The 23,695-nt window shown below is 62.0% G+C and carries 29 protein-coding genes and 1 tRNA gene; 10 read left to right on the top strand and 20 right to left on the bottom strand.

Going from position 1 to position 23,695, the window contains the following annotated elements:
- Positions 1–332 precede the first annotated feature (332 nt).
- Entirely contained in the window at positions 333–671 is a 339-nt protein-coding gene (locus tag JWP26_RS19275; protein ID WP_299731643.1) for a hypothetical protein, read from the top strand.
- A gap of 76 nt (positions 672–747) precedes the next feature.
- Complete coding sequence (locus JWP26_RS19270) at positions 748–1,353, top strand: hypothetical protein (protein WP_299731652.1); 606 nt, start codon at positions 748–750, stop codon at positions 1,351–1,353.
- On the opposite strand, the gene JWP26_RS19265 is transcribed toward JWP26_RS19270, so the two are convergent.
- From JWP26_RS19265 to JWP26_RS19245, 7 genes are all read right to left on the bottom strand, one after another.
- Positions 1,300–1,455, bottom strand: coding sequence for a LysR family transcriptional regulator (locus JWP26_RS19265; protein ID WP_299731640.1), 156 nt, complete (start codon positions 1,453–1,455; stop codon positions 1,300–1,302). The genes JWP26_RS19270 and JWP26_RS19265 overlap by 54 nt on opposite strands.
- A 240-nt stretch (positions 1,456–1,695) precedes the next feature.
- Positions 1,696–1,929, bottom strand: a complete 234-nt coding sequence (locus JWP26_RS22440) for a hypothetical protein (protein ID WP_367184177.1) — start codon at positions 1,927–1,929, stop codon at positions 1,696–1,698.
- 8 nt (positions 1,930–1,937) lie between these two features.
- Positions 1,938–2,180, bottom strand: coding sequence for an NADPH-dependent FMN reductase (locus JWP26_RS22435; protein ID WP_367184176.1), 243 nt, complete (start codon positions 2,178–2,180; stop codon positions 1,938–1,940).
- A 248-nt stretch (positions 2,181–2,428) separates the two neighbouring features.
- Positions 2,429–2,554, bottom strand: a complete 126-nt coding sequence (locus tag JWP26_RS22430; protein WP_367184175.1) for a hypothetical protein — start codon at positions 2,552–2,554, stop codon at positions 2,429–2,431.
- 43 nt (positions 2,555–2,597) lie between these two features.
- Positions 2,598–3,365, bottom strand: coding sequence for a DUF6538 domain-containing protein (locus JWP26_RS19255; protein WP_299731637.1), 768 nt, complete (start codon positions 3,363–3,365; stop codon positions 2,598–2,600).
- A 219-nt stretch (positions 3,366–3,584) separates the two neighbouring features.
- Positions 3,585–3,661 (bottom strand) — tRNA-Arg (locus JWP26_RS19250).
- A 150-nt stretch (positions 3,662–3,811) separates the two neighbouring features.
- The gene (locus JWP26_RS19245) at positions 3,812–5,239 is read right to left on the bottom strand and encodes a HAMP domain-containing sensor histidine kinase (RefSeq protein WP_299731634.1); all 1,428 of its coding nucleotides are present in this window, start codon (positions 5,237–5,239) and stop codon (positions 3,812–3,814) included.
- Positions 5,240–5,404: 165 nt separating this feature from the next.
- Here JWP26_RS19245 and JWP26_RS19240 point away from each other — a divergent pair, with 165 nt between their 5' ends.
- Positions 5,405–6,037 (top strand): dihydrofolate reductase family protein, encoded by a 633-nt coding sequence (locus tag JWP26_RS19240; RefSeq protein ID WP_299731631.1) that lies wholly within the window; start codon positions 5,405–5,407, stop codon positions 6,035–6,037.
- Between the two features lie 9 nt (positions 6,038–6,046).
- Here JWP26_RS19240 and JWP26_RS19235 read toward each other — a convergent pair whose 3' ends face one another.
- Positions 6,047–7,483: an NAD(P)/FAD-dependent oxidoreductase gene (locus tag JWP26_RS19235; protein WP_299731628.1), complete on the bottom strand. Its 1,437-nt coding sequence runs from the start codon at positions 7,481–7,483 to the stop codon at positions 6,047–6,049.
- A gap of 266 nt (positions 7,484–7,749) precedes the next feature.
- Here JWP26_RS19235 and rpmH point away from each other — a divergent pair, with 266 nt between their 5' ends.
- From rpmH to yihA, 4 genes are all read left to right on the top strand, one after another.
- Positions 7,750–7,884, top strand: coding sequence for a 50S ribosomal protein L34 (gene rpmH / locus JWP26_RS19230; RefSeq protein WP_299731626.1), 135 nt, complete (start codon positions 7,750–7,752; stop codon positions 7,882–7,884).
- A 14-nt stretch (positions 7,885–7,898) separates the two neighbouring features.
- Positions 7,899–8,306: a ribonuclease P protein component gene (gene rnpA / locus JWP26_RS19225; RefSeq protein WP_367184174.1), complete on the top strand. Its 408-nt coding sequence runs from the start codon at positions 7,899–7,901 to the stop codon at positions 8,304–8,306.
- The gene (yidC, locus tag JWP26_RS19220) at positions 8,303–10,138 is read left to right on the top strand and encodes a membrane protein insertase YidC (RefSeq protein WP_299731622.1); all 1,836 of its coding nucleotides are present in this window, start codon (positions 8,303–8,305) and stop codon (positions 10,136–10,138) included. The genes rnpA and yidC overlap by 4 nt, the downstream gene beginning before the upstream one ends.
- Before the next feature lie 355 nt (positions 10,139–10,493).
- Positions 10,494–11,144 (top strand): ribosome biogenesis GTP-binding protein YihA/YsxC, encoded by a 651-nt coding sequence (gene yihA, locus JWP26_RS19215; protein ID WP_299731620.1) that lies wholly within the window; start codon positions 10,494–10,496, stop codon positions 11,142–11,144.
- Here the strand turns inward: yihA and JWP26_RS19210 are convergent.
- The 7 genes from JWP26_RS19210 to JWP26_RS19180 form a co-directional block, all read right to left on the bottom strand.
- Positions 11,141–11,617: a hypothetical protein gene (locus JWP26_RS19210; protein WP_299731618.1), complete on the bottom strand. Its 477-nt coding sequence runs from the start codon at positions 11,615–11,617 to the stop codon at positions 11,141–11,143. The genes yihA and JWP26_RS19210 overlap by 4 nt on opposite strands.
- 99 nt (positions 11,618–11,716) lie before the next feature.
- Positions 11,717–12,118, bottom strand: coding sequence for a DUF1801 domain-containing protein (locus JWP26_RS19205; protein ID WP_299731616.1), 402 nt, complete (start codon positions 12,116–12,118; stop codon positions 11,717–11,719).
- Position 12,119: 1 nt separating this feature from the next.
- On the bottom strand, positions 12,120–12,827 hold the full coding sequence (locus JWP26_RS19200; protein ID WP_299731613.1) for a type 1 glutamine amidotransferase: 708 nt from the start codon (positions 12,825–12,827) through the stop codon (positions 12,120–12,122).
- A gap of 76 nt (positions 12,828–12,903) precedes the next feature.
- A complete protein-coding gene (msrB, locus tag JWP26_RS19195; RefSeq protein ID WP_299731610.1) occupies positions 12,904–13,404 on the bottom strand; it encodes a peptide-methionine (R)-S-oxide reductase MsrB in 501 nt (166 codons plus the stop codon).
- Positions 13,405–13,585: 181 nt separating this feature from the next.
- Positions 13,586–14,122 carry a fasciclin domain-containing protein gene (locus tag JWP26_RS19190; protein WP_299731649.1) on the bottom strand — a complete coding sequence of 179 codons (537 nt, stop codon included), beginning with the start codon at positions 14,120–14,122 and terminating at the stop codon, positions 13,586–13,588.
- Positions 14,123–14,390: 268 nt separating this feature from the next.
- On the bottom strand, positions 14,391–15,110 hold the full coding sequence (locus JWP26_RS19185; RefSeq protein ID WP_299731607.1) for an anti-sigma factor: 720 nt from the start codon (positions 15,108–15,110) through the stop codon (positions 14,391–14,393).
- Entirely contained in the window at positions 15,107–15,652 is a 546-nt protein-coding gene (locus JWP26_RS19180; RefSeq protein WP_299731646.1) for a sigma-70 family RNA polymerase sigma factor, read from the bottom strand. The genes JWP26_RS19185 and JWP26_RS19180 overlap by 4 nt, the downstream gene beginning before the upstream one ends.
- 208 nt (positions 15,653–15,860) lie before the next feature.
- On the opposite strand from JWP26_RS19180, the gene argB reads away from it, so the two are divergent.
- Positions 15,861–16,763, top strand: a complete 903-nt coding sequence (gene argB / locus JWP26_RS19175; protein WP_299731604.1) for an acetylglutamate kinase — start codon at positions 15,861–15,863, stop codon at positions 16,761–16,763.
- 116 nt (positions 16,764–16,879) lie between these two features.
- Here argB and JWP26_RS19170 read toward each other — a convergent pair whose 3' ends face one another.
- Positions 16,880–18,061, bottom strand: a complete 1,182-nt coding sequence (locus JWP26_RS19170) for an NAD(P)/FAD-dependent oxidoreductase (protein WP_299731601.1) — start codon at positions 18,059–18,061, stop codon at positions 16,880–16,882.
- An 88-nt stretch (positions 18,062–18,149) separates the two neighbouring features.
- Between JWP26_RS19170 and JWP26_RS19165 the strand changes: the two genes are divergently transcribed.
- The gene (locus JWP26_RS19165; RefSeq protein WP_299731598.1) at positions 18,150–18,710 is read left to right on the top strand and encodes a TetR family transcriptional regulator; all 561 of its coding nucleotides are present in this window, start codon (positions 18,150–18,152) and stop codon (positions 18,708–18,710) included.
- A 1-nt stretch (position 18,711) separates the two neighbouring features.
- Here the strand turns inward: JWP26_RS19165 and JWP26_RS19160 are convergent, their stop codons facing one another.
- The 4 genes from JWP26_RS19160 to JWP26_RS19145 form a co-directional block, all read right to left on the bottom strand.
- Entirely contained in the window at positions 18,712–18,885 is a 174-nt protein-coding gene (locus JWP26_RS19160; RefSeq protein WP_299731595.1) for a DUF2934 domain-containing protein, read from the bottom strand.
- Positions 18,886–18,980: 95 nt separating this feature from the next.
- Entirely contained in the window at positions 18,981–19,919 is a 939-nt protein-coding gene (locus JWP26_RS19155; protein ID WP_299731592.1) for a hypothetical protein, read from the bottom strand.
- A gap of 161 nt (positions 19,920–20,080) precedes the next feature.
- Positions 20,081–21,571 (bottom strand): DHA2 family efflux MFS transporter permease subunit, encoded by a 1,491-nt coding sequence (locus tag JWP26_RS19150; protein ID WP_299731589.1) that lies wholly within the window; start codon positions 21,569–21,571, stop codon positions 20,081–20,083.
- Between the two features lie 5 nt (positions 21,572–21,576).
- Positions 21,577–22,191, bottom strand: coding sequence for a TetR/AcrR family transcriptional regulator (locus JWP26_RS19145; RefSeq protein ID WP_299731586.1), 615 nt, complete (start codon positions 22,189–22,191; stop codon positions 21,577–21,579).
- Positions 22,192–22,483: 292 nt separating this feature from the next.
- On the opposite strand from JWP26_RS19145, the gene ilvA reads away from it, so the two are divergent.
- On the top strand, positions 22,484–23,695 hold a 1,212-nt coding region (ilvA, locus tag JWP26_RS19140), incomplete at its 3' end, for a threonine ammonia-lyase, biosynthetic (RefSeq protein ID WP_299731583.1).

Below are 23,695 nucleotides of genomic sequence, written 5' to 3'. Positions count from 1 at the left end.
GCAGACCTGGACCAGCCGGGGACTGTATTACGATCTGGCGGATCGGCTGTTTGAGGGGGATTATTTCCTGGGCAAGGCAACTCAATTCAAAAACATCTGGATCCCCTACGGGGCGTGAGGCGCCCCTCAACTTTTTGCATCCCCACGCCTGAAGGGAGAGAGCGGCACTGATCACGATAGTCACGCCTCGTTGAGGACCATAACCTCTCCGACACGAGTCGTTTGATGTGGATGCCCAACCGATCGGACGAAATTCAAATGCTAAGGCTGTTTGGCGCCCCACACAATCAGGGAGAGGGACATTTCCAGCGCGTGGCTACGAGGTGCTGGAGGTGGCCGCGCTGTCACCGCACAGTTCGGTGTCACGCACAGAAGTATCGGCGAGGCTATGGCCGGATGCGAGCCGAGAGAGGGCCCAAGCCAACCTGCGCTACGTCGTCACTGCGATCCGAAAGTGGCAGAGGGAAAACGGCGTCGACGTCCTAGCTGTCACCAATGATCGGCTCGTCAGTCAGGGCAATTCGGACCTGGAGGCGTTGTTGGGGAACGGCAACGACACGTCGCGGCACCCTCCTTTCAACAGCCTACTTGCCGGCGATCTTTTGGAGGGCCACGGCGGTGATAATTCCGAGTTCGACGAATGGCTGAGGACAAAGCGCCGCACTGGATGACATCGTTCTCTCGCTGGTGTTAGGGGCCGCAGAAGCAACGATTGGTCCAGAATTCGACCCGATACTCGATCAAGCTATGACGCGGTTCCCCTACGAGGAGCGCTTACTTCGTGCTCGTGTGGCAAGTTATGTCCAGCAGGGACGCCATGCCTTTGCTATCGCTCATCTCGAAGCATTCAGAAATCGGCTGCGGCGAGACGTGAACGCCAGCCTCACTCCTGAGACCATGGCCTGGATAGCTGCGAAGCTTCCAACCGCGGCAGCGGAGGTTGCCGCAACAAAGGTTCAACCCAGCTCGCCGAATGTTATCGGTCTCCCCTGTGTCGTTATGCTCCCCCCAGAGGTCGATCGCGGCGGGGCGACCGGTACGCTGGCGCTTTGTCGCCAGCGTACATTTTCAATGTTTGCACCCTTCACCGCTCGGCAGATCAGTGGGATGGACTCGGAGGGCCAGGCGGCAAAACTCGGCGCCGACTATTTTGTCAGTACCGAGGTAATGGGAGGTCACCGGCTGCGTTTCTCACTCGTTCATCTAGAGACGCGCAACTTCCTCATATCGGATGTCGTCGATCTGGCCGGATGGGCCGTCGCCGGCGAAGAGCTCGCCAACACTATCGCTGCTGCCGTTTCACAGCACATCGCAATCCTTGAGCTGCCTAATTACGCCCCTGCTCACCGTTGACTGCTGAACGTTCAGCGCAGCGGCGGCGCGGCGAAAGCTGCCATGCTCGGCCGACGCCAACGCATAGTGGAAATGCCGAAGATCCCGGATGCGTTCAGGCATGTGGCCTCTCCCGGTGGGCGCGTAGCTGCAGTTGATAGGCGCTTGCGCGGCCGCCGACCGAGTTTGAGCCTCCAATTCCCGTATCCGCAAACCGACAGGATAATTTCTTCTCCAAGGCTGCAACCCCAGGGCGGCATCGTCGCCGTGCTGTGCCTAATGTTTACGAGTTCTTGATTGGGGTGGGACGCGCCTTGATAATCCGCTCTCGGGGAACGATCCTGATAGGTCCTACGTCGGCTCTTAGGCGCCAGCCGATGCAAGTGCTTTTTGGTGGTCGAAGGGCTCGGCGGCTTCGCGGTCGCGGCCCGCTTTGAGCGCGTTGGCCCACCAGGTCAAATGATCAAGCATGGTTGTGGCAGTCTCATCGAGATATGGAAAATCTGCGAAACTCTTGCCCTGCATCAGCATGCCGATGAACTCGGTCGAGCCGATATGCACAGTCTGCTTGAGCGATGTCATCTGCAACTCAGCCACGACAAGGCTCAGTTGCTCAAAGGCACGGGCGCCGCCCACCCGCCGTAGGCCACAAAGGTCACTGGCTTGCGTACGAATTCGGCATAGGCATAGTCGAGGGCATTCTTGAGCACGGCCGGCATGCTGTGATTGTATTCAGCGGTTACGAAAGTGTAGCCGTCGAATTCGGCAACTTTTCGTCTCCAGGCGAGGGCCATCTCGTTCTGCGGCGGCACGAACATCGGTGAGCCGGCTTCCTCGAAAAACGGCATCGGGTAATCGCGTAGGTCCACGATCTCAAATTGGGCATCGTTTCGCGCTCTCGCGATATCGAGCAGTCACGCTGCGGGTTTGTCGGCGAAACGGGTCGGGCGGGTCGTACCAAGCACGATGCCAATTTTGGGTTTGAGGCCCATGTCGCTTCCTTGCTGGTGAATTTCAGCCTTGGAAATGGAGCACCCGTGCCGTGCGCTCAAGACGGCACTATTTTGATAGGAACGAACAAATTTGTTCGCCTTGGTCAAAGCTCATTGTTGGCTACTGCATCGAAGGCTTGCCGCGATCGTGCAATGTCGTGATGGTATTCCGTGGCCCACAGATGCAACTTACGCAGGAGCACCATCAATGCCTGTCCACGCGGCGTCATGGAATAGTCTACGCGTGGTGGCACCGTTGGCGTGATACGACGACTAACCAATGGCCGCTCGGTGTTTCTTTATGAACGTATCGTGCTTGATCGTCCCGGTGCCAACTAGGCTAGCGTGCCACCGCGCAACGTCCATATCCGTCACGTCTTGAGCGGCATCGTGGCCAAGAAAGGCGATGAATTGCGTGACTACGCTGCGATAGCCTTTGACGGTTTGCGTCTTGGGCTTGCTAAACCGGCCGGCCCAAACATCCACAAGGCGAGTGAGCGTCAGGCCATCGGTAACGCGTGTCACCGTGGGAGTAGAGTCCTGCACGAAGGCGGGAAAACGATCACCAACAGTGTCGGCTCCAAAGTCTCCCTTGCCACGTCGCTCCAGCAGCATAGCTATGTCGCCTGCCGCCCGGTCAAACTCGTGCAACATGCGTTTGCGCGTCTCGTCGTCAACGCTCAGGTGACGTTCGGCGAGCGCTCCATCTACCCATGTGCCCAAACGGGCTTCGAGGCTTGGCGCCGGAATCATCAAATTGCGTGCCGGTGACGCCAGCCGTCTCGTTTCGCTAGCCTCGGTGTCCCGCCGCCTTCGCGCCCAGTTCGCAGATTCACCGGGGTCATCTTCGAGGACAGCTCTAATGACGTGGTACATTTCACCAGCGAGTGCAGTGATCTGCTTCAACGTCAGTTTGACCGGGCCTTGTTCGAAGGACAGCCAAACCCGATCAAATTCGTCCTGTGCTTCTTTGGCTAGCCGCTTCGCTTCTGCGGGACTCTTGGTACGCAGCGACACCTTAAGGTCGGCACCGAGGGTCATTGAGGATGGCAGTCCATCCACCGTGACGGTAACAACTTTGCCCTTGGCTACCGTGGAAAAACGAGCGGGAACACGTTGGCGATACCAGTAAACGCCCGTCGCGGGAATGCTTGTATGGAGAAGGCATGGACAGGACCATGTGGACCACCTCTGTGTATCAACAGCGGCAGGCAAAAGTCCAGCAAACCCAGATTGTTGAGCTCCATCAACGAGATGGATTGGCGCGCCCTAAGAGATTCGAACTCCTGACCCCCAGATTCGTAGTCTGGTGCTCTATCCAGCTGAGCTAAGGGCGCGCACGTCCGAACTGAAGTTCGGAAAGCAATCACGGTGGGGGAGCGGCTTGCGCCAGCTTCCTCGTGAAGCGGGGCAACCCATACAGCGGGTTTTTGTGGTTTGCAAGCGCGGGGAGGTAGAAATGTCGGTTATACAAGAGAGCGATGCGATCAACGCAAAATGGCACTGGTTGGCAGGCTGACTTCAAAGCGGGTACCCCGGCCTTGTTCGACCCATTGCAGGTGCCCGCCATGGGCTTCCACCAGTTCACGGGCAATGGCGAGGCCGAGGCCGGTGCCACCAGCGCGGGCCGAGCCCTCAAAGGCGACAAAGAGATTGGCGCGGGCCCGGGGCAACAGGCCGGGGCCATTATCGGTCACAGCGATGACCAGCCCGTCCTCGCTCTGCGTCACCTCGACCCGCACTTCGGGCGGCATGGGAAATGCAGTGACCGATTCGAGGGCCTCACGCGCGTTCTTGAGCAGGTTGACGAAGACGCGCGCCAATTGGCCAGCGTCGACGTTGATGCTGAGGCCTTCTGGCGCGCCGTTGTTGAAGGCAATGCCGGGATGGCCGACCAGCCGCGCATCGAAAGCGGCGTCTTCAATGAGCGTGCGGAGATCGACCGGGCCGGGCACCGGCGGGGCGGCGCTTTCTCGGCCATAGTCGAGCACCGACTGGGCGAAGCCGATGGCCTTGTCGAGCGTGGTGACGAGGCGCGGCGCCAGCCGCTGCACTTTTGGATCGTCGAGCGTCGCCACCTGGTCGGACAGCAATTGCGCCGATGTCAGCGTATTGCGCAGGTCGTGATTGATCTTGGCCACGGCCAGGCCCAGATCGGCCAGGTGCCGGCGCTGGCGCAGCATCGAGAACAGGTCTTGCTCCATGGCTGCGAGTTCGCGCTCGGCAATGCCGATTTCGTCTCTGCGCTGCGAGGGCGTTATGATCAGGCTGGCATTTTCGGGGGCTTGGCGATAGGCCAGCATATTCTCGGTCAGCCGCCGCACCGGCATGATGAAGACCCAGCGCACCACCAGATACAGCACGGCGGCGGTGATGAAAGCGATGATCAGCGAGATCAGGAAGAAGTCGCGTGAATAGGTGAACAGGTCATAGCGCAGCGGCCGTTCGGGCATCAAAAGCTCGACCAGGCTCTCGTCGCGATCGCCCTCGCCCACGATGCGCAAGGTCCGCCCACCCCCGCCCAGAAGGGTATCGACGGCGCCCATGATCAGCGTCATCGGATCGCGCAGGCGCATGTCGGCAGTCACCGCCACGGTAGGCGTCACCGCATTTTCCAGCTCGATCAACTGGCTCTGGCCTTCGCGACGATAGACGATGGCGTCGGCACCGGCCGAATTCAGCAGGCGATCGGTCAGCGCGCGCGGCAGGGCCATGACGTCAGGGACAGCGTCGAGCACCCGCGCCGCCACCACGCCGACGCGGAGGCGGTCATCGAGCCAACTGGCGCGGTAGTTGGCGATCGAGGGCAAATAAACGACGATCTCGACCGCAAAGATCACCATGATGATGGTGGCGATCAGCTTGATCGATAGACCGGAGAACCGGCCGGGCAAAACGCTGCGTTCGGCTGTCATTACAAGCCATTATAGGGCAAGCGCAAATTTGCGTAAGCCCCCGCACGGCTTGGGCCTCATGCAATTTGATCGCATCGGTCGTGATTTTCCAGGTTTGGGAAATAGACGTGTCGGAACCGATTGATCCCGGCCGTCCTTGAGCCAGAACCGGCTGAGGAGAAAACCGTGAGAGACCTGATCTTGAGGATGGCCATGTCGATCGACGGCTTCGTCAGCGATATGGATGGCACCAACAGATGGATGTTCGGCGCCGATCAAGAGGCGAAGGCCTGGGGCGTAGACTTCGTATCGAACGCCAGCCTGCACATCATGGGCAGCCGCAGCTTCCAGGGTATGGCCGCCTGGTGGCCGACCTCAACCGACGCCTTCGCGCCCCCAATGAATCAGATCCCCAAGGCGGTCTTTTCGCGACAGAAGCTGGCGGCGCTGATGAACCTGGATACGGCGGCTGGCCTCGATGAGGCCCGCGTCCATGCGGGGACCACACAGTCCGCAAAGCTGCAACCTGGCGGCGAAAGCTGGGCGGATGCCTATGTGGCGGGCGGCGACCTGGCGGAGGAAATCGCCAAGTTGAAAGCCCAGGACGGCAAGCCGATCATTGCCCATGGCGGCGTCAGCTTCGCCCGCAGTCTCGTCGCCCAGGGATTGGTAGATCAGTTCGCCCTGGTTGTGGCTCCAGTGGCGCTGGGTCAGGGCCTGCCGCTGTTTTCGGAACTCGCCGCTCCAATGCGCCTGACGCTGGTAAGTTCGAAGGCCTTTCCAGGGGGCGCGGTGGCGCAGATTTATCGGCCGGCCTGATTGCGCCGCCTAGGGCAGCCGTCGCACCAGTGCCAGGCGGCGCTGCCGCCAAGGCTCGGCGCCTGCCTGCTGGCGCCACGCCTCGACCAGTTGGCCAACAATGCCCGTAAAGCTTGGATAGGGCGCTACTGCATCGGCGAGGTCGGGCAGCCTGATGCCATGACGTATGGCGAGGCCGAAAAACGCGATCAGCTCGCCTGCTTCGGGACCCGCAATGGCGGCGCCCAGGATGGCGCCGTGGCGATCGGTGATGAGCTTGGCGATGCCGGCACTGCGGCGCATGGCGATGGCGCGGTCGTTTTCGGAAAAGCTGGCACGGATCACCTTGTAGGCGCCCTTTAAGCGCAGTTTTGCGGCGGCTTCGGTGACGCCGATCTGCGCGACTTGTGGGTCGGTGAACACTGTCACCGGGATATCGGTCGGCGCCCGCTTGATAGTGCGGTTGAACAGCGCGCTTTCCAGCACCACGTGAGCATCATGCTGGGCCGCCGGCAGCGAGGGCGGGGAACCCGCGGCTTCGCCGATGACATGAACGCGGCCATTGGAGGTCAGCAGCTTCGGTCGCAGTAGCAGGCGGTCGGCATTGCCTTTGTCGAAACGGATGCCGGCCTTGTCGAGCGCCAGCCCGCCGAAATTGGGTGTGCGGCCGACTGCCAAGAGGATGTGCGACGCGTCGAGCGTGGCTTCGGTGCCGTCCTCATGACGGATCATCACGCCGATGCCTTGGCTGCGCGGCACCATCTCGGTGACCACGCTACGCTCGTGGATGATGACGCCCTCTTCGCGCAGCCGGCGTAGTGTCATCTCGGCGGCCTCGGAATCCACCTCGGCTAGCGCGGAACTGGCCTCGACCACCGTCACTTCGCAGCCGAGGCGGCGATAGGACTGCGCAAATTCCAGCCCGAGGGCCCCACCACCCAGAATCACCAGATGGGAGAGCTTATAGGTATTGGCGAAAATGGTGTCGGTGCTGAAGAACGGCACTTCGCCTAGGTTCTTGATCGGCGGCACGACCGGGTTCGAGCCGCTGGCGATGACGAAGCGTCGGGCGCGGATCAGCGTCTCGCCAGCCTTGACCGTGCGCTTATCGACAAAGGCGGCCGGCGCGGCGAGCATTTCGATGCCCAAAGCCCGTAGCCGCTCGGCGGCTTCGCGCGGGGCGATGGCCGCAATGGTGGACTGAATAAATTCGTGGACGCCGCGGAAATTGACCTTGGGATCGCCATTGCCCATGCCGAAGGATGTGGCATTGCGCAAATTGTGCGCCGTCGCTGCGGCGGCGGCCAGCGCAGCTGACGGTACAGGGCCACTCTTGAGGCTGTCGCCTGGCGCGCCCAGATCGATCATCACCACCGAGGCGCCATGATCGCGCGCGGCTATGGCCAGGGCAATGCCGGCAGCACCGGCACCGAGAATGCACAGATCGGGCTTGAGGATATCCGCCATGTCCGCCAAGGCTGGAAAGAGGAGCGACTGCGCTCTTATGGGCAAAGACGGCAATAATGACAATCGGGCCAAACGCTTTGTGCATAAAGAAGGCGACGTGACGCGCGCGAGGCTGTGTTTTGGCGTTTGGGATGCGTTGACTTGGGGCGACCTTTTCCCTATAGACCCCCTCAACCCGCACCGTCCGAGCCCGCTCGACGGATGCCACACAGTCTTGCGCAAGCAGAGCCAATAAGAGGAACCGGGCGCAAGCGCGGTCTGATGTCATGAAACGTACATACCAGCCAAGTCAGCTCGTGCGTGCCCGCCGTCACGGTTTCCGTGCCCGTATGGCCACCAAGGACGGCCGTGCGATTCTGAACAAGCGCCGTCGCGACGGCCGCAAGAAGCTCTCGGCCTAAGGCCCTGTGGCCGGATGACGGCCATGGATCAAGCGAGTAGCGCTCTGCGCCGCTTGAAGAAGCGAAGCCAATTCGTTCGGGCCGCCCGGGGCAATCGCGCCGGGCGCTCTGCGTTTGGGCTGCAGGCGATTTCCGCGCGCGAGGACGCGCCCGGCATCGGGTTTACGGTGACCAAGAAATCGGGCAATTCGCCCGAGCGCAATCGCATCAAGCGTCGCCTTCGCGCAGCTGTGACAGCATGCGCCGATGACTTTATGCCGTGCCATGATTATGTGCTGGTGGGTCGGCGCGAAGCGCTGAGCCAACCCTTTGACCGGCTGGTCGCGGATCTGGCCTTTTGCATCGCTCGCGTGCATGGCCCCAAATCCGCCGACAAGCCCCATTCTTCCGGCCGTGCCGGCCATCGGAACACTCGACCATGACAGACAATCGCAATGTGATTATCGCCATCGTGCTCAGCATGCTCGTGCTGTTCGGCTGGCAATTCTTCGTTGCGGGGCCGCAATTGCAGCGCGCCCAGCAGCAGCAGGAAATTGCTGCCGCGCAGGCTGCGGCTGCCGCCCCCGTGGCCACGCCGGCAACGACGGTTGCCGCCACCCCCGGCCCAGCCGAGGCTGCCGTCAGCAACACGGTCTATCCCGATCGCGCCGCCGCCATTGCGGCGAGCCAGCGCGTCACTATCGATACCGAAGACCTGCACGGCTCGATCAACCTGACCGGCGCGCGGCTCGATGACCTGGAACTCAAGCAGTACCAGGAGACCGTGGATCCGGCCTCGCCGATCATCACGCTGCTGACGCCGTCCGGCGTGCACAATGCCTATTATATCGAGCAGGGTTGGGCCCCGGCCAATGGCGCCGCAGTCGCCGTGCCCGACAACGCCTCGGTGTGGACCGTGGACGGCGCCAACACATCACTGACCGTGGCGACTCCCGTCACCCTCAAGTTCGACAATGGCGCGGGCCTGATTTTCCGCCGCACCTTCGCGGTCGACGAGCATTACCTGTTCACCGTCACCCAGAGCGTCGAGAACACGGGTGCTGCCACTGTTTCGCTGTTCCCCTATGCGCGCGTGGCTCGCCACGACACGCCCAAGGTGCAGAACTTCTTCATCCAGCATGAAGGCCCGACCGGCGTTCTGGCGTCCAATAACCTCGTCGCCAAGAAGTACACCGATATGCAGAAGGATCAGACGATCGATCTGCAGAACACCTCGGGCTGGCTCGGCTTCACCGACAAATACTGGGCTACCGCCGTGCTGGCCAAGCCGGGCGTGCCGCTCAATGCGCGCTTCTCCTGGTCCAACCCCACCGGCACCATGGACATCTACCAGTCCAGCTATGTGGAAACGACCCCGGTGACCGTGGCGCCCGGCGCCACTGCCAGCAATGAGAGCTATATCTTTGCCGGCGCAAAGGAAGTGGCCGTCGTTGATGGCTACAAGGAAAAGTATGGCTTCGACCGTCTCGATCTGATGATCGATTGGGGCTGGCTGCATTTCCTGACCTACCCGATGTTCAAGCTGCTCACTATCCTCTACGGCGTGATCGGCAATTTCGGCGTCGCAGTGCTGTGCGTGACCGTGCTGGTCAAGGCAGTGTTCTTCCCGCTGGCCAACCGCTCCTACAAGTCGATGGCCGCGATGCGCCGCGTGCAGCCTGAAATGAAGGCGATGCAGGAGCGCTTCAAGGACGACAAGCCCGCCCAGCAGCAGGCGATGATGGAGCTTTACAAGCGCGAAAAGATCAATCCGCTCTCGGGTTGCTGGCCGATGCTGATCCAGATCCCGGTGTTCTATTCGCTCTACACCGTCATCTTTATCAGCCTCGAAATGCGCCACGCGCCGTTCTTCGGCTGGATTCAGGATCTGGCAGCGCCCGATCCGACCAATATTTTCACCCTGTTTGGCCTGGTTCCCTGGGACCCGACGTTCCTGCCGATCATCGGCGGCTACCTGCATCTGGGCGTCTGGCCCGTCATCATGGGCATCACCATGTGGGTCCAGATGAAGCTCAATCCGCCGCCGCCGGATCCGACCCAGGCGATGATCTTCGGCCTGATGCCGATCATTTTCACCTTCATGCTGGGCACTTTCCCGGCGGGTCTGGTGATCTACTGGGCCTGGAACAATACGCTCTCGGTGACACAGCAGTGGTTTATCATGAAGCGCCACGGCGCCGAGGTGAACCTGTTCGGCAACATCATCGACAGTTTCAAGCGCAAGCCCAAACCGGTGGAAACACCAAAGGCCTAGAAAATAAAAAAGGGCGTCCCGCGGGGCGCCCTTTCTGTTTGTCGCAGCTTTTCTCCACCCTCCCCCTCTCGTTCTTCCCGCGGACTTGATCCGCGGGCCTCGCCCAATCCGACACAAGCGGCGAGAAGCCCCCGGATCAGGTCCGGGGGAAGGCCGGCGGGTGGGCTAATCTTGGGGGAAGCACGTTAGGATTGTGGAAGTCCCGCTCCATTGCCCCGCCCCTCCAAAACTCGAAAGCTTGGAGTTGGGCGGTGAGTGGTGTATGCGAATTCCAAACCAAGCCTCAATACTTCAGGCGGGCGTGGGCGTTGATCCAACGCAACGCTGACGCCACCAAATTTGGAATGCCAGTCCCATGCAGCCTGATGCCGTCGACTACTCGCCCGACATCGTTGAAACCGGCCGCCTGCTGTTTGCGAGGCCGTTCGTCTTCGTCAAAGGTTGCGTCAAACTCGCCGACCTGCCGCCGATGGACAAGGTCGAGATCGCCTTTGCGGGCCGCTCCAATGTGGGCAAGTCCAGCCTGATCAATGCGCTGTGCGGCGTTTCGGGTCTCGCCCGCACGTCCAATACGCCGGGCCGCACCCAGGAACTCAATATTTTCGAGAGCACCAGCGCCGAGCTGCGCATTGTCGACATGCCCGGCTATGGCTATGCCAAGGCACCCGAGCCTAAGGTGCGCGCCTGGACCAAGCTGATCCACCAATATCTCACCGGCCGGCAGACGCTGCGCCGGGTCTATGTGCTGGTCGATGGACGCCACGGTCCCAAGGACAATGACCTGACGGTGATGAACGAGCTCGACAAGTCCGCCGTCAGCTATCAGGTCGTCCTCACCAAGGCCGACAAGCCGTCGAGGGAAGAACTCGACGCCGTCATTGCTATGACCAAGGCCGCCATCGCCAAACGCCCGGCGGCGCATCCGCATGTTATCCTGACGTCGAGCGTCAAGGGCGAAGGCCTTCGCGATCTGCGGGCCGAGATTGCTTTGTTGATGGCGAGTTAGCTCGCCCGCGTAAAATCCATCGTCCAGTTGGTCTCCCAATTGGCGCCGACATCGGTGGAATAGGCCTGGCTCCAGAGGGGCCGGCCGTCGAGCTGGAAACTCCAGGTGAACCGGACATCGACATGGACGCCGTTGTCCTCGTCGGTGCCGTAGAAGATGCCCTGGTCGTTGCAGAATTGGCCGTGGACCGGCGGAAACATTATGCCGCTGGCGCTATTGACCCAATAGATCGACCAGCGTCGAGTGGTCTGGTCCAGCGTGCGAATACTGGCGCCGGAGAAGCCGCGGGCCGGGCAATTGAACTCGTCGACATTCATCACCCCGCCCAGCAATTTCCAGAATTGCTGGGTGGCGGGAAAGATATCCCACTCGTCGCTGCCGACATGGCGCTGCTTCAGGCGGCGGTTTTCGACGGTCCAATTGCCGAGCAGAAAATCAAAATCGCTGACCTGGCCCCTGCCGGTGATGTCCATCGCGCGCCCTCGCTGGTTGATGGCATGAGGTTAGGATTGCGATATGACAGAAGCTGTCAGCAGGCCTAACCATTTGTCATCAAATCATTTTTTGCGACTCTATCGCGTCGTCATTGCCACCCAGCGCCGCAGCACCGGGACAAGCGCTTCTGACTTCTGCGCCAGGTCGGCGGCATCGGCGAAGGTGATGACGCCGCGATCCGGGGCGGCCCAGGCGATCAGTTTGTCGGGGTCCTCGAAGCGGAACAGGTCGTCGGCGCCGGCCTTGGCGCCGCGGTGCAGGATGAGTTGTACCCGGTCGCCGGGGTGGAGTCGCATGGTGATGCGATCGTCGTTGCCCCGGCCGAAACTGGGGGCGTTCCACTTGATGCGCTCGACCAAGCCGGGGACGGCGTCAAGGATCAGGCGGCGCAGCGTTTCGACTTCGGCCTTGCGGCTGTGGGTGAGGGTGAGGGTTTCGAGGTAACTGTCGATCAAAGACAGCATTTCAGCGACAGCCATGTCAGCGCCCCTTGAAGAACTGGCCCAGATAGCCAGCAACCTCGGCACTATTGGACGGATTGGCAACTGACTTCAGCGCCGTTTCCACCACTTCCTCGGGGGCTTTGCCGCGGCGGAGTTCGACTAGGGCGGTGGTGTAGTCGTCGGCGAATTCCGGGTGGGGTTGGAAGCTCAGGGCCGCGCCGTTTTTGTAGGCCAGCCCGGCGTTTGGAGTGAATTGCGACGCGAGGATAACTTCGGCCTCGGCCGGCGCGACGATAACCTGATCCTGGTGTGAACAGGCGACCGCAAGGCTCGGCGGGGCACCATTCATGAAGCCGGGACGCTGCTGGACGGAATAGGTATGGCGGCCCAGGCCCCAGCCCTTTTCGGACTTGCGCACGTCTCCGCCAAGGGCGTCCGCCATGATCTGATGACCAAAGCAAATCCCCAGCATGCTGGACTTCTTCCTGTACGCATCGCGGATGAAAGCGCGGAGCGGATCGAGCCAGAAATAGTCGTCGTAAACGCCGGCGGCCGACCCGGTGATCAGGATGGCGTCGAGCGATCCCGGATCGGGGAGCGGAGCGCCCTCGAACACCGGAACGGTCTCGTAGGTGAAGCCCTGCCCGGTCGCATCGAACATAGTCTCGAACATTTTGGGATATGGAACGAAACGGTCAGCAAGTGCTGCCGGCACGCCACCGGTCTGGATGATGGTCAGTTTCATCGAAATCGCCCCGCGCAAACGACAATGCCCTTCGCATAGCAAAGGGCATCGCAGATCAACAGGGGCTTAGCGGCAATTATGCGGCAGTGAACTTGAGCGCCACGCCGTCCATGCAGTAGCGCAGGCCGGTCGGCTGCGGGCCGTCGTCGAAGACGTGGCCGAGATGGCCACCGCAATTGGCGCAATGCACTTCGGTGCGGGTCATGCCCAAAGTGCTGTCTGTGGTGGTGGCAATACCGCCGGCGAGGTGATCGTAAAAGCTGGGCCAGCCGGTGCCGCTTTCGAACTTGGTCTTGCTGTCGAACAGAGGCTGATCGCAGCCGAGGCAGGAGAAGGTGCCGACGCGGTGCTCTTCGAGCAGTGGCGAGGACCCAGGCATCTCGGTACCCTCATTGCGCAGCACGTCATAGGCCTCGGGGGAGAGCTTGGCTTTCCACTCGGCATCGGTCAGCTTGTAGGGAAAATCGCCTTCGGCGGCGGCGGCCGGCGTCACGCCCATGGGGCGGAACAGCGCGTAAGCGCCAAGAGCTGCGGCAGCGGTGCCGGCGAGGAGGAATGTGCGGCGGTTGGCGTCCATCGATCAACTCCCTTAGAGAAGATGCCCCGCGCTGGGCCACCGGAGGGAGGAGGACCAAGCGCGGGGCTTTTGACGGCCAGTGTAAGTCCTTGGGCAAGGCAATGGCACGTCAAGATTTGGTGAGAGCGCGCAACCCGCGCACCCTCTTCTACAGCGCTATTCGTTATAGCGCGGCGTTTGGTTACTTGGCAGCCTTCGGGGTCAGGACGGCATCGATAACGTGGATGACGCCATTCGACTGCAGGACGTCGGCGATGGTCACGTGAGCGACGGTGCCGTTTTCGTCGGTAACGGTCACGCCCTTATCGGTGGCCTCCAGGGTCAGCTTGCAGCCACCCAGGGTATCAACGACGTGCTTGCCGCCATCGGCCTTGGCCATCGACATGATGTCGGTCGAGAGCGCCTTGGCGGCGATCACGTGGCACTTCAGGATGGTGGCCAGCATTTCCTTGTTTTCTGGCTTCAGCAGCGTGTCGACGGTGCCGGCTGGCAGAGCCGCGAAAGCTTCGTTGGTGGGAGCCAGCACTGTGAACGGGCCGGGGCCGGAGAGCGCATCGACGAGACCTGCGGCCTTGACGGCGGCAACCAGCGTAGTGTGGTCAGCGGAGTTCACGGCGTTCTCGATGATGTTCTTGTCGGCGAACATGGCAGCGCCGCCAACCATCGGATTTTCCTGGGCGTAGACGGCAGCACCCGAGAGCGAGCCAACGGTCATCATGGCGGCAACGGCAATAGCGCGGAGAGAGATGTTCATAGTGGGTTCCTTCCTGTGTTTCTTTCCCCTTGATCGGTGGGGACATGCGGAGGAACGGAGCGTTTTTGGCGAAGTTTCAGGAAATATAAAAATTCCGCAAAATAATTCTTCTCTATGAGATTGGTAGACAATTCTGACGTACGCCGAGGCCAATAAAGAGCAACGCCGCCCGAAGATTTTCCGGACGGCGAAAAATATTTAAATTATATTTGAGCGGCGGTGATCTGGCGCGTCAGATCCTGGTAACGGCGCCCTTGGCGACGATCGGGCCATGCGGGGCGCCATCGCTGGAGCCCCCCTTGGCTTCGAGCGTAATGGCGAGAACCGAGCCTTCGCCCAACCCCTTCATCACATCGGCAGGCACGGTTACGGCGCTCCGCTCGTTGACGGGGATGACGCCCATCGACACCGGATTGTTGCCACCCTGGATGGCCCAGAGTTCGAAATCCTTTTCCGGCACCGCTTCGCCCGAAAGCGCGGTCAACCGAACATTGCCGGCGCCATCATAGAGCGCGACGAATTTGACATTGCTGCCTTCTTCTTCCAGCGCTGCGACCAGCTGAGTGGTGAGCGTGGAGGCATTGGGAGCCGGCTGGAACACGTGGAAACCGACGGCGATGACCGCCACGGCCAGCGCCCCGGCGGCAATGCCGCGCCACACCATAAGGCTATCCCAGAAGCTGGTGGCGCCACGTGCCTTGATCACATCGCCAAAGGCTCGCGCCTCGATGGCATTGAACAGGTGGGCGGGAACCGGGGTATCTTCATATTCGCGATTGAGGGCGCCAAAGCGCGAAATCCAGAAATCGCGCTCGCGGCGCAAGGCCGGATCGTCATCGATCAGACGACCGATGCGCTCATGTTCATTGGTGTCCAGCAGGCCAAGCACATACTCGGCGACAAGCGCATTGCGCCCGCCTTCATCTTCACCGGTATGCTCGCTCGTGCTCATTGGGTCAGACACTCTCTCAATCGTAGCAGGCTGCGGCGCAGCCATGTTCGCATCGTATTCAGCGGCACGTCGTATTTGGCAGCCAGCTCGTCATAGCTGTAGCCATCGAGATAGGCGCCGCGGACTGCGTCGGCACGCTCGGGGTCGAGCGTGCCGAGGCAGTGTTCGATCCGGCCGCGCTCGTCGCTATCCTCGGCCGCCCGCTCCGGGGAGGGACCGGAGTCGGGCACTTCGAGGGCCGCGTCGATATCGGCCGAAACCGGGCGTCGTGCCCGCAGAATATCAAGGGAGTGATTGCGTGCCACGGCCACGAGCCAACTTATGGGGCTGTAGCCCCCGGCGACGTAGCGATCGGCGCGCTGCCAAATCTTGATATAGACCTCCTGGATTGCCTCTTCGGCTTCCGAGCGGTCTTTCAAGATACGCAGAACCACGCCAAAGAGTTTCGCGCTGGTCCGCTCATATAATGTCTTGAACGCAACACGATCGCGCAGCGCACAGCGGGCGATCAGATCGGCGATATCCTGGCTCTGCGGCTGCATGGCCAAACTCATAGCGTGCCTCCTCCATCCTGAACACCCCGCCCTTGCCCGGTGCGATGGAATTCTGGATGCCTGCGATACGGACTATGGCGACAAATGGATCAACCGTCATCATTTTATCCGACAAGTTCGTTTCGCTCCGCTGCAAAATCGATTAGAGCGGAGACGGACTTTTTTGCGCCGCTTTCGAAGGAGATTGGGTTCGCCCATGACTGAGCAAGACAACTCCACCGACCGGTTCTCTCACGATGCCGGCATTCTGGCGCAAGCGCTGCCCTATATGCAGCGCTATGAGGGCAAGACCGTCGTCGTGAAATACGGCGGCCATGCCATGGGCGATGCCAAGCTGGGCGCCGCTTTCGCGCGCGATATCGCCCTGCTCAAGCAATCCAAGGTCAATCCGATCGTGGTGCATGGCGGGGGGCCGCAGATTGCCTCCATGCTGGCAAAGCTGGGCATCGAATCCAAGTTCGAGGGCGGGCTGCGGGTTACTGACGCGCGCACGATGGAAGTCGTCGAGATGGTTTTGGCCGGCTCGATCAACAAGGAAATCGTGGCGCTGATCAACGCCGAGGGCGAATGGGCCATTGGCCTCTGCGGTAAAGACGGCAACATGGTCTTCGCCAAGAAGGCGATCAAGACCGTCAAGGACCCGACTTCCAATATCGAGCGGGTGCTTGATCTTGGGTTTGTGGGCGAGCCGGTCGAAGTCGACCGCACGCTGCTCGACCTGTTGGCGCGTTCCGAGATGATCCCGGTGATCGCCCCGGTGGCGCCCGGCCGTGATGGCGCTACCTACAACATCAATGCCGATACCTTTGCGGGCGCCATTGCGGGCTCGCTCGGCGCCAAGCGCCTGCTGTTCCTGACCGACGTGCCCGGCGTGCTCAACAAGGACGGCAAGCTGATCCCAGAGCTGAGCGTGCGCGAAGCCAAGGAACTGATCGCCGACGGCACCATTTCGGGCGGCATGATCCCCAAGGTGGAAACGTGCCTGGAAGCTTTGGAAAACGGTGTCGAGGGCGTGGTTATCCTCAATGGCAAATCGCCGCATGTGGTGCTGGTGGAGTTGTTCACCGAGTTTGGTGCGGGCACGCTGATCGTGCGGTAGGAGCCGCCATTGCGGAAATGCAAAGGCCGCCCAATGGGCGGCCTTTTTGTTTGCCGCATTGCACCACTTGTTATGCAGCACGGAACTCTCTCACCCACGGTGGGGATGGCTCGGTTCTAATCCGGCAATTGGGCGGCATCGGCCCGGCCGAGGCCGGAGAGGCCTAGCAGCAGGCGGTTTCGCGCGGGCGGCAGAGCGTTGACGACCCCGAGGCCCAGATTGCGCAGGCCGCGGGCCAGCGGATTGCGTAGCGTGGCGAGGGTGGTCAGGCCGCCGGCAAGCTTGAGCACTTCGGCAGCGGCGGGGCGGCGCAGGCGCTCATAGGCATCGAGCGAAGTGTCGGGCCGACTTTCGGCCACGACCCGGACCAGCAATTGGCCGAGCACGACGGCATCGACCAGCCCGGTATTCATCCCCTGCCCGCCCGCCGGGCTGTGGACATGAGCGGCATCGCCGACCAGCAACAGTGGTCCCTTCCGATAGGCATCGGCCAGCCGATGCTGCACGCGGAAGCGCGAACTCCAGGCAAGATCGGTGACCTCGGCCTGCCCCTGGCGCGGGCCGCGCTGGCGCAGGATTGATTGGACCAGGACGGCATCAGGATGTTCGGGCGCATCGGCCAGCGTTGCCACGATGCGGAAGCGGCCATCCGGCAAAGGGGCCACCACCATGACGCCATCGGGGGAAAAGAAAATCATCACATCGTCGGTCGGCAGGCCCCAATGCATGGCGACGTCGGCCAGGATGAAAGATTCGGCATTGGCGGCGCCCTGATAGCCGATACCGGCGGCCTGCCGCACCACGCTGTGCATACCATCGGCGCCGACCACGAAGCGTGCTGCAATATCGCGGCGGCCATCGTGGGTGGTGACGGCCACGCTGGCGCCACCGGGCTGGATTGTGACGGCATCGGCGGCGCAGTTGCGCCAGACCTGACCGCCGGCAGTGACAAGCGCCTCGGCCAACAGGCGTTCGGTTTCGTTTTGCGGCAGCATCAGCAGATAATTATGCGGCGAGGGCGCGGCGGTGAAATCCATCTGCAGCATGGCCCGGTCGCGATCGCGGATGGAGAATTGGCGCAAATGAAGCCCCGCAGCGGCGAGCGGGGCAGCGGCGCCGATGCGGTCGAGCACGTCGAGCGTATGGGCATGAATCACCGCGGCACGCGAATTGGCCTGCGGGGCGGCCAGCTTGTCGATGACGAGACAGTCCACGCCGGCTTTGCGCAGCGTGAGGGCCAGCGCCAGACCGGTTGGTCCTGCACCAATGATCATCACATCGGTCTTGACAGGAAGCATGGGATTTCTCCATTTATCAACGCTTGTTGGCAAAATGACGCGATACGCAGAATTTGTCAACGAGTGTTGATAAACGTGATGAGGGACGATGATCGAGCGAAAATCCGAGCGGACCAAGAGTGCAATCAGGGCGGCGGCGCGGCAGGTGTTTGCGTTGGTTGGATATGAACGCGCCACCATCCGCGACATTGCGCGGGAGGCTAATATCGATCCGGCCATGGTGATGCGCTATTTCGGCTCCAAGGACGGCCTGTTCGCCGATACCGCCAATTTCGATCTCAACCTGCCGCAGGACCTAGGCGAGGCGCCGGACAAGGCGGGCGAGCGGATGGCGGCGCATTTCATCGCGGTTTGGGAACAGGAGGGCAGCGGCTTTGCGGTGCTGCTGCGGTCGGCGTCATCCAACCCGGTGGCTGCGGCCCGGATCGCGGCGGTGCTCAGCGAGCAATTGCTGCCCGCCGTGGTGGCGATGGTGGGGCCGCAGGAGGCGCCACAGCGGGCCGGGCTGATCGCCAGCCAGATGCTCGGTCTGGCGCTGAGCCGTTACGTTCTGAGCCTCGGCCCGGTGGCGGCCATGTCGCGCGAGCAGATCATCGCCGGCATCGGGCCGACCTTGCAGCGCTATCTCTACGGGCCCTTGGCGCGGTAGATCAGGCGGCCTTTTTGACAGCTGGCTTGGCGCGCTTGCGCGCGGGCTTGATGGTTTTGGCGGCCGATGCGGCCATCTCGCTGGCGGCGACAAACCAGAAATGCTGGTCGGCGCCTTCGGGCTTGCCGGCCGCTTCCCAAAGTTCATAGGCGCGATGGCGGATCGGGTCTTCCATGGGCGATACTCCTTACTACGACGTCCGCATGGTGAACCCGTATGGTTGCCGGGCGGTAAACGCGTGGGAATTGTGATCCGTGAGCGGCCTGGAAGCTACTTGTTCAACCAAGGCGTCTCTGTGCTCCAGAACACCGCGTTGACTCCGAGATAGTCGGTGGCGAAATCCACGAACTCGTCCTTGGTGAAGGGCTTGCCGGTCTTGTCGTTGATGTAGTCGAGCGTGGGCTCCTGCACGGCCATGCCCACGAAGGGCAGCTTGCCTTTGTACTGGTTGAAGAAGGGGTAGGAGTTTTTCATCTGGCCCTTGCGCCACGGCACGATATCGGGGCCGCCGAGGCCAATGTCGTGGGCCTGGGCGAATTCGAACAGGCGGCTCATATAGGCGTGGTCATTGTCCCATTCGCAGGGCCAGAAATTGACGTATTGCACCACCACGGAATGCTGGAAGGCGGCACGGGCGGCAGTGAGGTTGTCCAGCTCGGCAGCAAAATAGGCATCGCAGGAGAACCCGGCATCCTTGCGATCCTCGGTGACGTCGATGGCGGTTTCGGGCAGGTTGACGCCGTAGACCTTGCCATCGAAGCGGGCCGCGAGGGCCGCTAGCAGGGCCTGGTATCGGGCGCGCACTTCGGGCCGCCATTGCATCGTGGTCCAGCCATAGCCCTCGGTCTTGCTCTCCTCGATCTGCTCGACGAGGCCGCCGCCATATTTGGGGTCCTCCAGCAGGTAGGCGGGGATGTTGCGGGCGTCGGGGCTGAAAAAGCGGTCCTGGACCTGGATGAAAAGCTTTTTGCCCAAAGCATCGGTGCGGGTGAGGTCGTCCTCGATGGCGGAAAAGTCGTAGATGCCCTCGGTGGGTTCCAGCCGCTTCCAGTTATAGACCACCTGGGCGCCCTCGATATCGGAGCGTTCGAGGATCGCCTGAGCATCGGCCAGTTCGCCGCCGCTGGTATAGACGAAATTGGCGGGTGCGGCTGTCGCGGCAGCGGTGCCGACGAGCAGGATTGCGGCAAGGGCGGTGAAGCGGTTCATCGGTGGGCCTGTTGTGAGCGGTGTCGCTTGGTGACGGCTGATCTGGCCGGCAGAGCGGCGGAAATGTGGCCTTTGTCGGCAGGGTTGAGGAAACCTTAGCGGGCAAAGCAAAGGCCGCCCGTGGGGGGGCGGCCTTCCTAGCGCGCGAATGGCAGATGCGTTTAGGCTTCGACCAGAACCGGGGTGACCGGCGCGCCGCGACCCTGCTGGCCGCCGCGCTTGAACAACGGCACCAGCAGCAGCACCAAGCCGAACGAGCAGATGACGTACCAGAGCGCCAGGCTCGAGGCGCTGGAGAAGGCGGCGTGCTGGGTGGCGCCGGTGGCGAAGGTATTGCCCAGATTGGAGAAGAAGATCTGACCGATCAGCGCCACGCCGAGCGCACCGCCGACCTGTTGGAAGGCCTGGAGTGAGCCCGAACCGGCGCCGGCGTCACGCGGCGGCACATTGGCCAGCACGAGCTGGAACAGGGCCGAGAAGCCCAGGCCCAGACCGGTGCCGGCGATCAGCAGCGGCGGCAGGAACTGCCAGTGGTCGATGCTGTCGCCAACGCTGGCGATGTAGAAATGCAGCCAGCCGATGCCGATCACTAGCATGCCGGCCGAGGCGGCCAGGCGCGAGCGCAGATAGGTGGAGCCGAAACGGCCGGCGATCAGGGAGGCGGCCAGCACACCGATGGAGAACGGCGTATTGGTGAGGCCCGATTCGAGCGGGCTGAAATCGAAGCCGCCCTGCAGCAGCAGCGAGATCACCATGAACATGCCCGGAATGCCCGAGGCGAACACCGTCATGACGAAGGCGCCGAACATGAACTGCTTGTTGGTGATCAGGTCATAGTTCAGCAATTGCGGCTTGTTGGCAGCGGCGCGGGCGCGGGTCCAGAAGACAAACAGCACGAGCAGCACGAGGCCGGCGGCAATCATGCCAAAGGCCCAGAGCGGCCAGCCATAGGTGCGGCCTTCCACGATGGGGAACACCACCGCGACAATGCCGAGCCCGAACAGCACGATACCCATATAGTCATTCTTGAGCGTCGGATGGCCGGGCAGGCGCGGAATGAGGAACCAGCCGGCGACCACGGCGGCGATGCCGATCGGCACGTTGACGAGGAAAATGGGCTGCCAGTCGAGGCCGAACAGGTGCCCCGAAATCAGCATGCCGCCAAGTATGGGGCCGCAGACCGAGGCGAGGCCGGCCGAAAGGCCGAACAGCGAGAAAGCCTGGCCGCGCTCTTCGGGCGGGAAGGTGACGGTGGCGATGGCCAGCACCTGCGGCGTCATCATGGCGCCAGCCAGACCCTGGATGACGCGGGCGCCGATGAGGAATTCGATATTGGGCGACATGCCGCAGAGGGCCGAGGCCGTGGTGAACGCAGCGACGCCCCAGAGGAACAGCTTGGTGCGGCCTACGATATCGCCAAGGCGGCCGAACGGCAGCAAGCCGAGAGCGAAGGCCATGATATAGGCGGCGATCACCCATTCGATCTGGCTATCGGTGGCGCCCAGGCCCTCGCGCATGCTGGGCAGGGCGACGTTGACGATGGTGACGTCGATCAGATTCATGAAATTGGCAATGAGCAGGACGAACAGAGCCAGCCAGCGGCGTGGATCGGCGTTTTCCTTGGTCACCTGGACAAAAGCGTGAGCAGGCATTTGGATTATCCTTTTAGTGATGGCGTGAGCACGAAAGCGCGCTCGAGTTCGGTGAAAATGGCGTCGATACTGTTCTGGAATTCGGTCCAGCCACGCCAGTAATCGGACAGGGCGCCGGTGACGATCAGCGCCGCGGCGAAGGGATTGATATCGGGGCGGAACGAGCCCTCGGCGATGCCCTTGCGGAAAATCTCGACGAACTGGTTGCGCCAGTAATCGTAGAGCGGGCTGATGATGGTGCTGATCGCCGGGTCGCGGCGGGCGCGCTCGACCAGCTCGGTCAGGACGATAATGAGGTCGGGCATGTCGGCGATGATCTCGCGGAAATCCTCGAACTCCATATGGAGCAATTGCAGGCCGGACTTGTCGTGCCGCTGGCGGCGCTGCGACTGGCCCTGAAAATCGGCACGGATGCTGCTGGCAACCAGCGAGATCAGCGCCTCCTTACTGGGCACGTGATAATGCAGGGTGGCGATATTGATGCCGACGCGGTCGGCGATGTCGCGGGTGCGCAGGCCCTCCATGCCCTTTTCGACGATCAGCGCCCGCGCGGCGAGGGCAATGGCGACCTTACGGTCGTCTCCGCTTTCGCGTTTGACAGGGGCAATGGGCATGCTCATCGGCAAAGGGCTCCGCGGCAATATGGGCCTGGGCGGAACGCATGACTTGCGTCATCCACCGGGCAATTATCTGGGCTGAGCCGGTCAAATCCTGTCAGGAGCCATCGGCCAATGGGCGAAAAGCTCACGATCAGACGCCAACCGGTATCGCAGTTCTAGTCTATCTGACGCTCTCAATCAACTGATTGATTGCTGGCGGGAAGCAGCCATGCAGGAGCCGAATGACGATTGACAGGCAGGCGCGGTTTTGCCCAGTGCTGTGGCGCGGCATCGGCCGCGCAGGAAGACGCCAATGCAAGACTATGTCCGCCGCATCCTCACCTCGTCGGTCTATGACCTGGCCGAGGAAACGCCGCTGGAACCGATGGCGCTGCTCTCAGCGCGGCTGGGTATTCCTGTGCTGCTGAAGCGCGAAGACCTGCAGCCGGTGTTTTCGTTCAAGATTCGCGGGGCGCATAACAAGATCGCCAGTCTCACCGCGGAGGAACGCGCGCGCGGGGTGATTTGCGCCTCGGCGGGCAATCACGCGCAGGGTGTGGCGCTGTCGGCGTCGCGGCTGGGAATTCGCGCGGTCATCGTGATGCCAACGACGACGCCGTCGATCAAGGTCAATTCCGTCCGCCGCATGGGGGGCGAGGTGGTGCTGTTTGGCGATGCGTTTGACGCCGCGCGCGACCATGCCAATGAACTGGCGGCCAGGGATGGCCTCGTCTTCGTGCATCCGTTTGACGATCCGGCGGTGATTGCCGGCCAGGGCACGGTCGGCATGGAGCTGTTGCAGCAGCATCCGGGGCCGCTCGGCGCCATCTATGTGCCGATCGGCGGCGGCGGTTTGGCGGCCGGCATTGCGGCGATCGTCAAGTTCCTGCGGCCCGAGGTCAAGGTGATCGGCGTCGAGCCGGAGGAAGCGGCCAGCATGCAGGCGGCGATTGCGGCGGGCCGTCCGGTTAATCTTGATCAGGTCGGCCTGTTCGCCGATGGCGTCGCGGTGCGCCAGGTGGGGACCGAGACCTTCCGCATCTGCAACCAATTGCTGGACGGCATCGTCACGGTGACCACCGACGAAATCTGCGCCGCCATCAAGGATGTGTTTGACGATACCCGTGCCATTTCCGAGCCTGCGGGCGCGCTGGCGCTGGCGGGATTGCGCAAGCATGTCGAGACGGGCGCGGCCCCGGCCGGCCCGCTGATCGCCATCAATTCGGGCGCCAATATCAATTTCGACCGGTTGCGCCATGTGGCCGAACGCGCCGAAATCGGCGAGCGCGGCGAGGCCTTGCTGGCCGTCACCATTCCCGAGGCGCCCGGCAGCTATCGCGCCTTCATTCGGCTATTGGGCGATCGGGCGATTACCGAATTCAACTATCGTTATGCCCATGGCGCGGCGGCGCAGATTTTCGTCGGCGTCAAACTGCGGCAGGGCGAGGCCGAAAAGCAGGCCATTATCGCCATGCTGCAGGCCAATGGCCATGCGGTGCTCGACATGAGCGACAACGAACTGGCC

Source organism: Devosia sp. (assembly GCF_028290435.1).
Taxonomy (GTDB): Bacteria; Pseudomonadota; Alphaproteobacteria; order Rhizobiales; family Devosiaceae; genus Devosia.
Note: the sequence above shows the minus strand (reverse complement) of the source record. Positions and strands in the feature narration are given on the sequence as shown.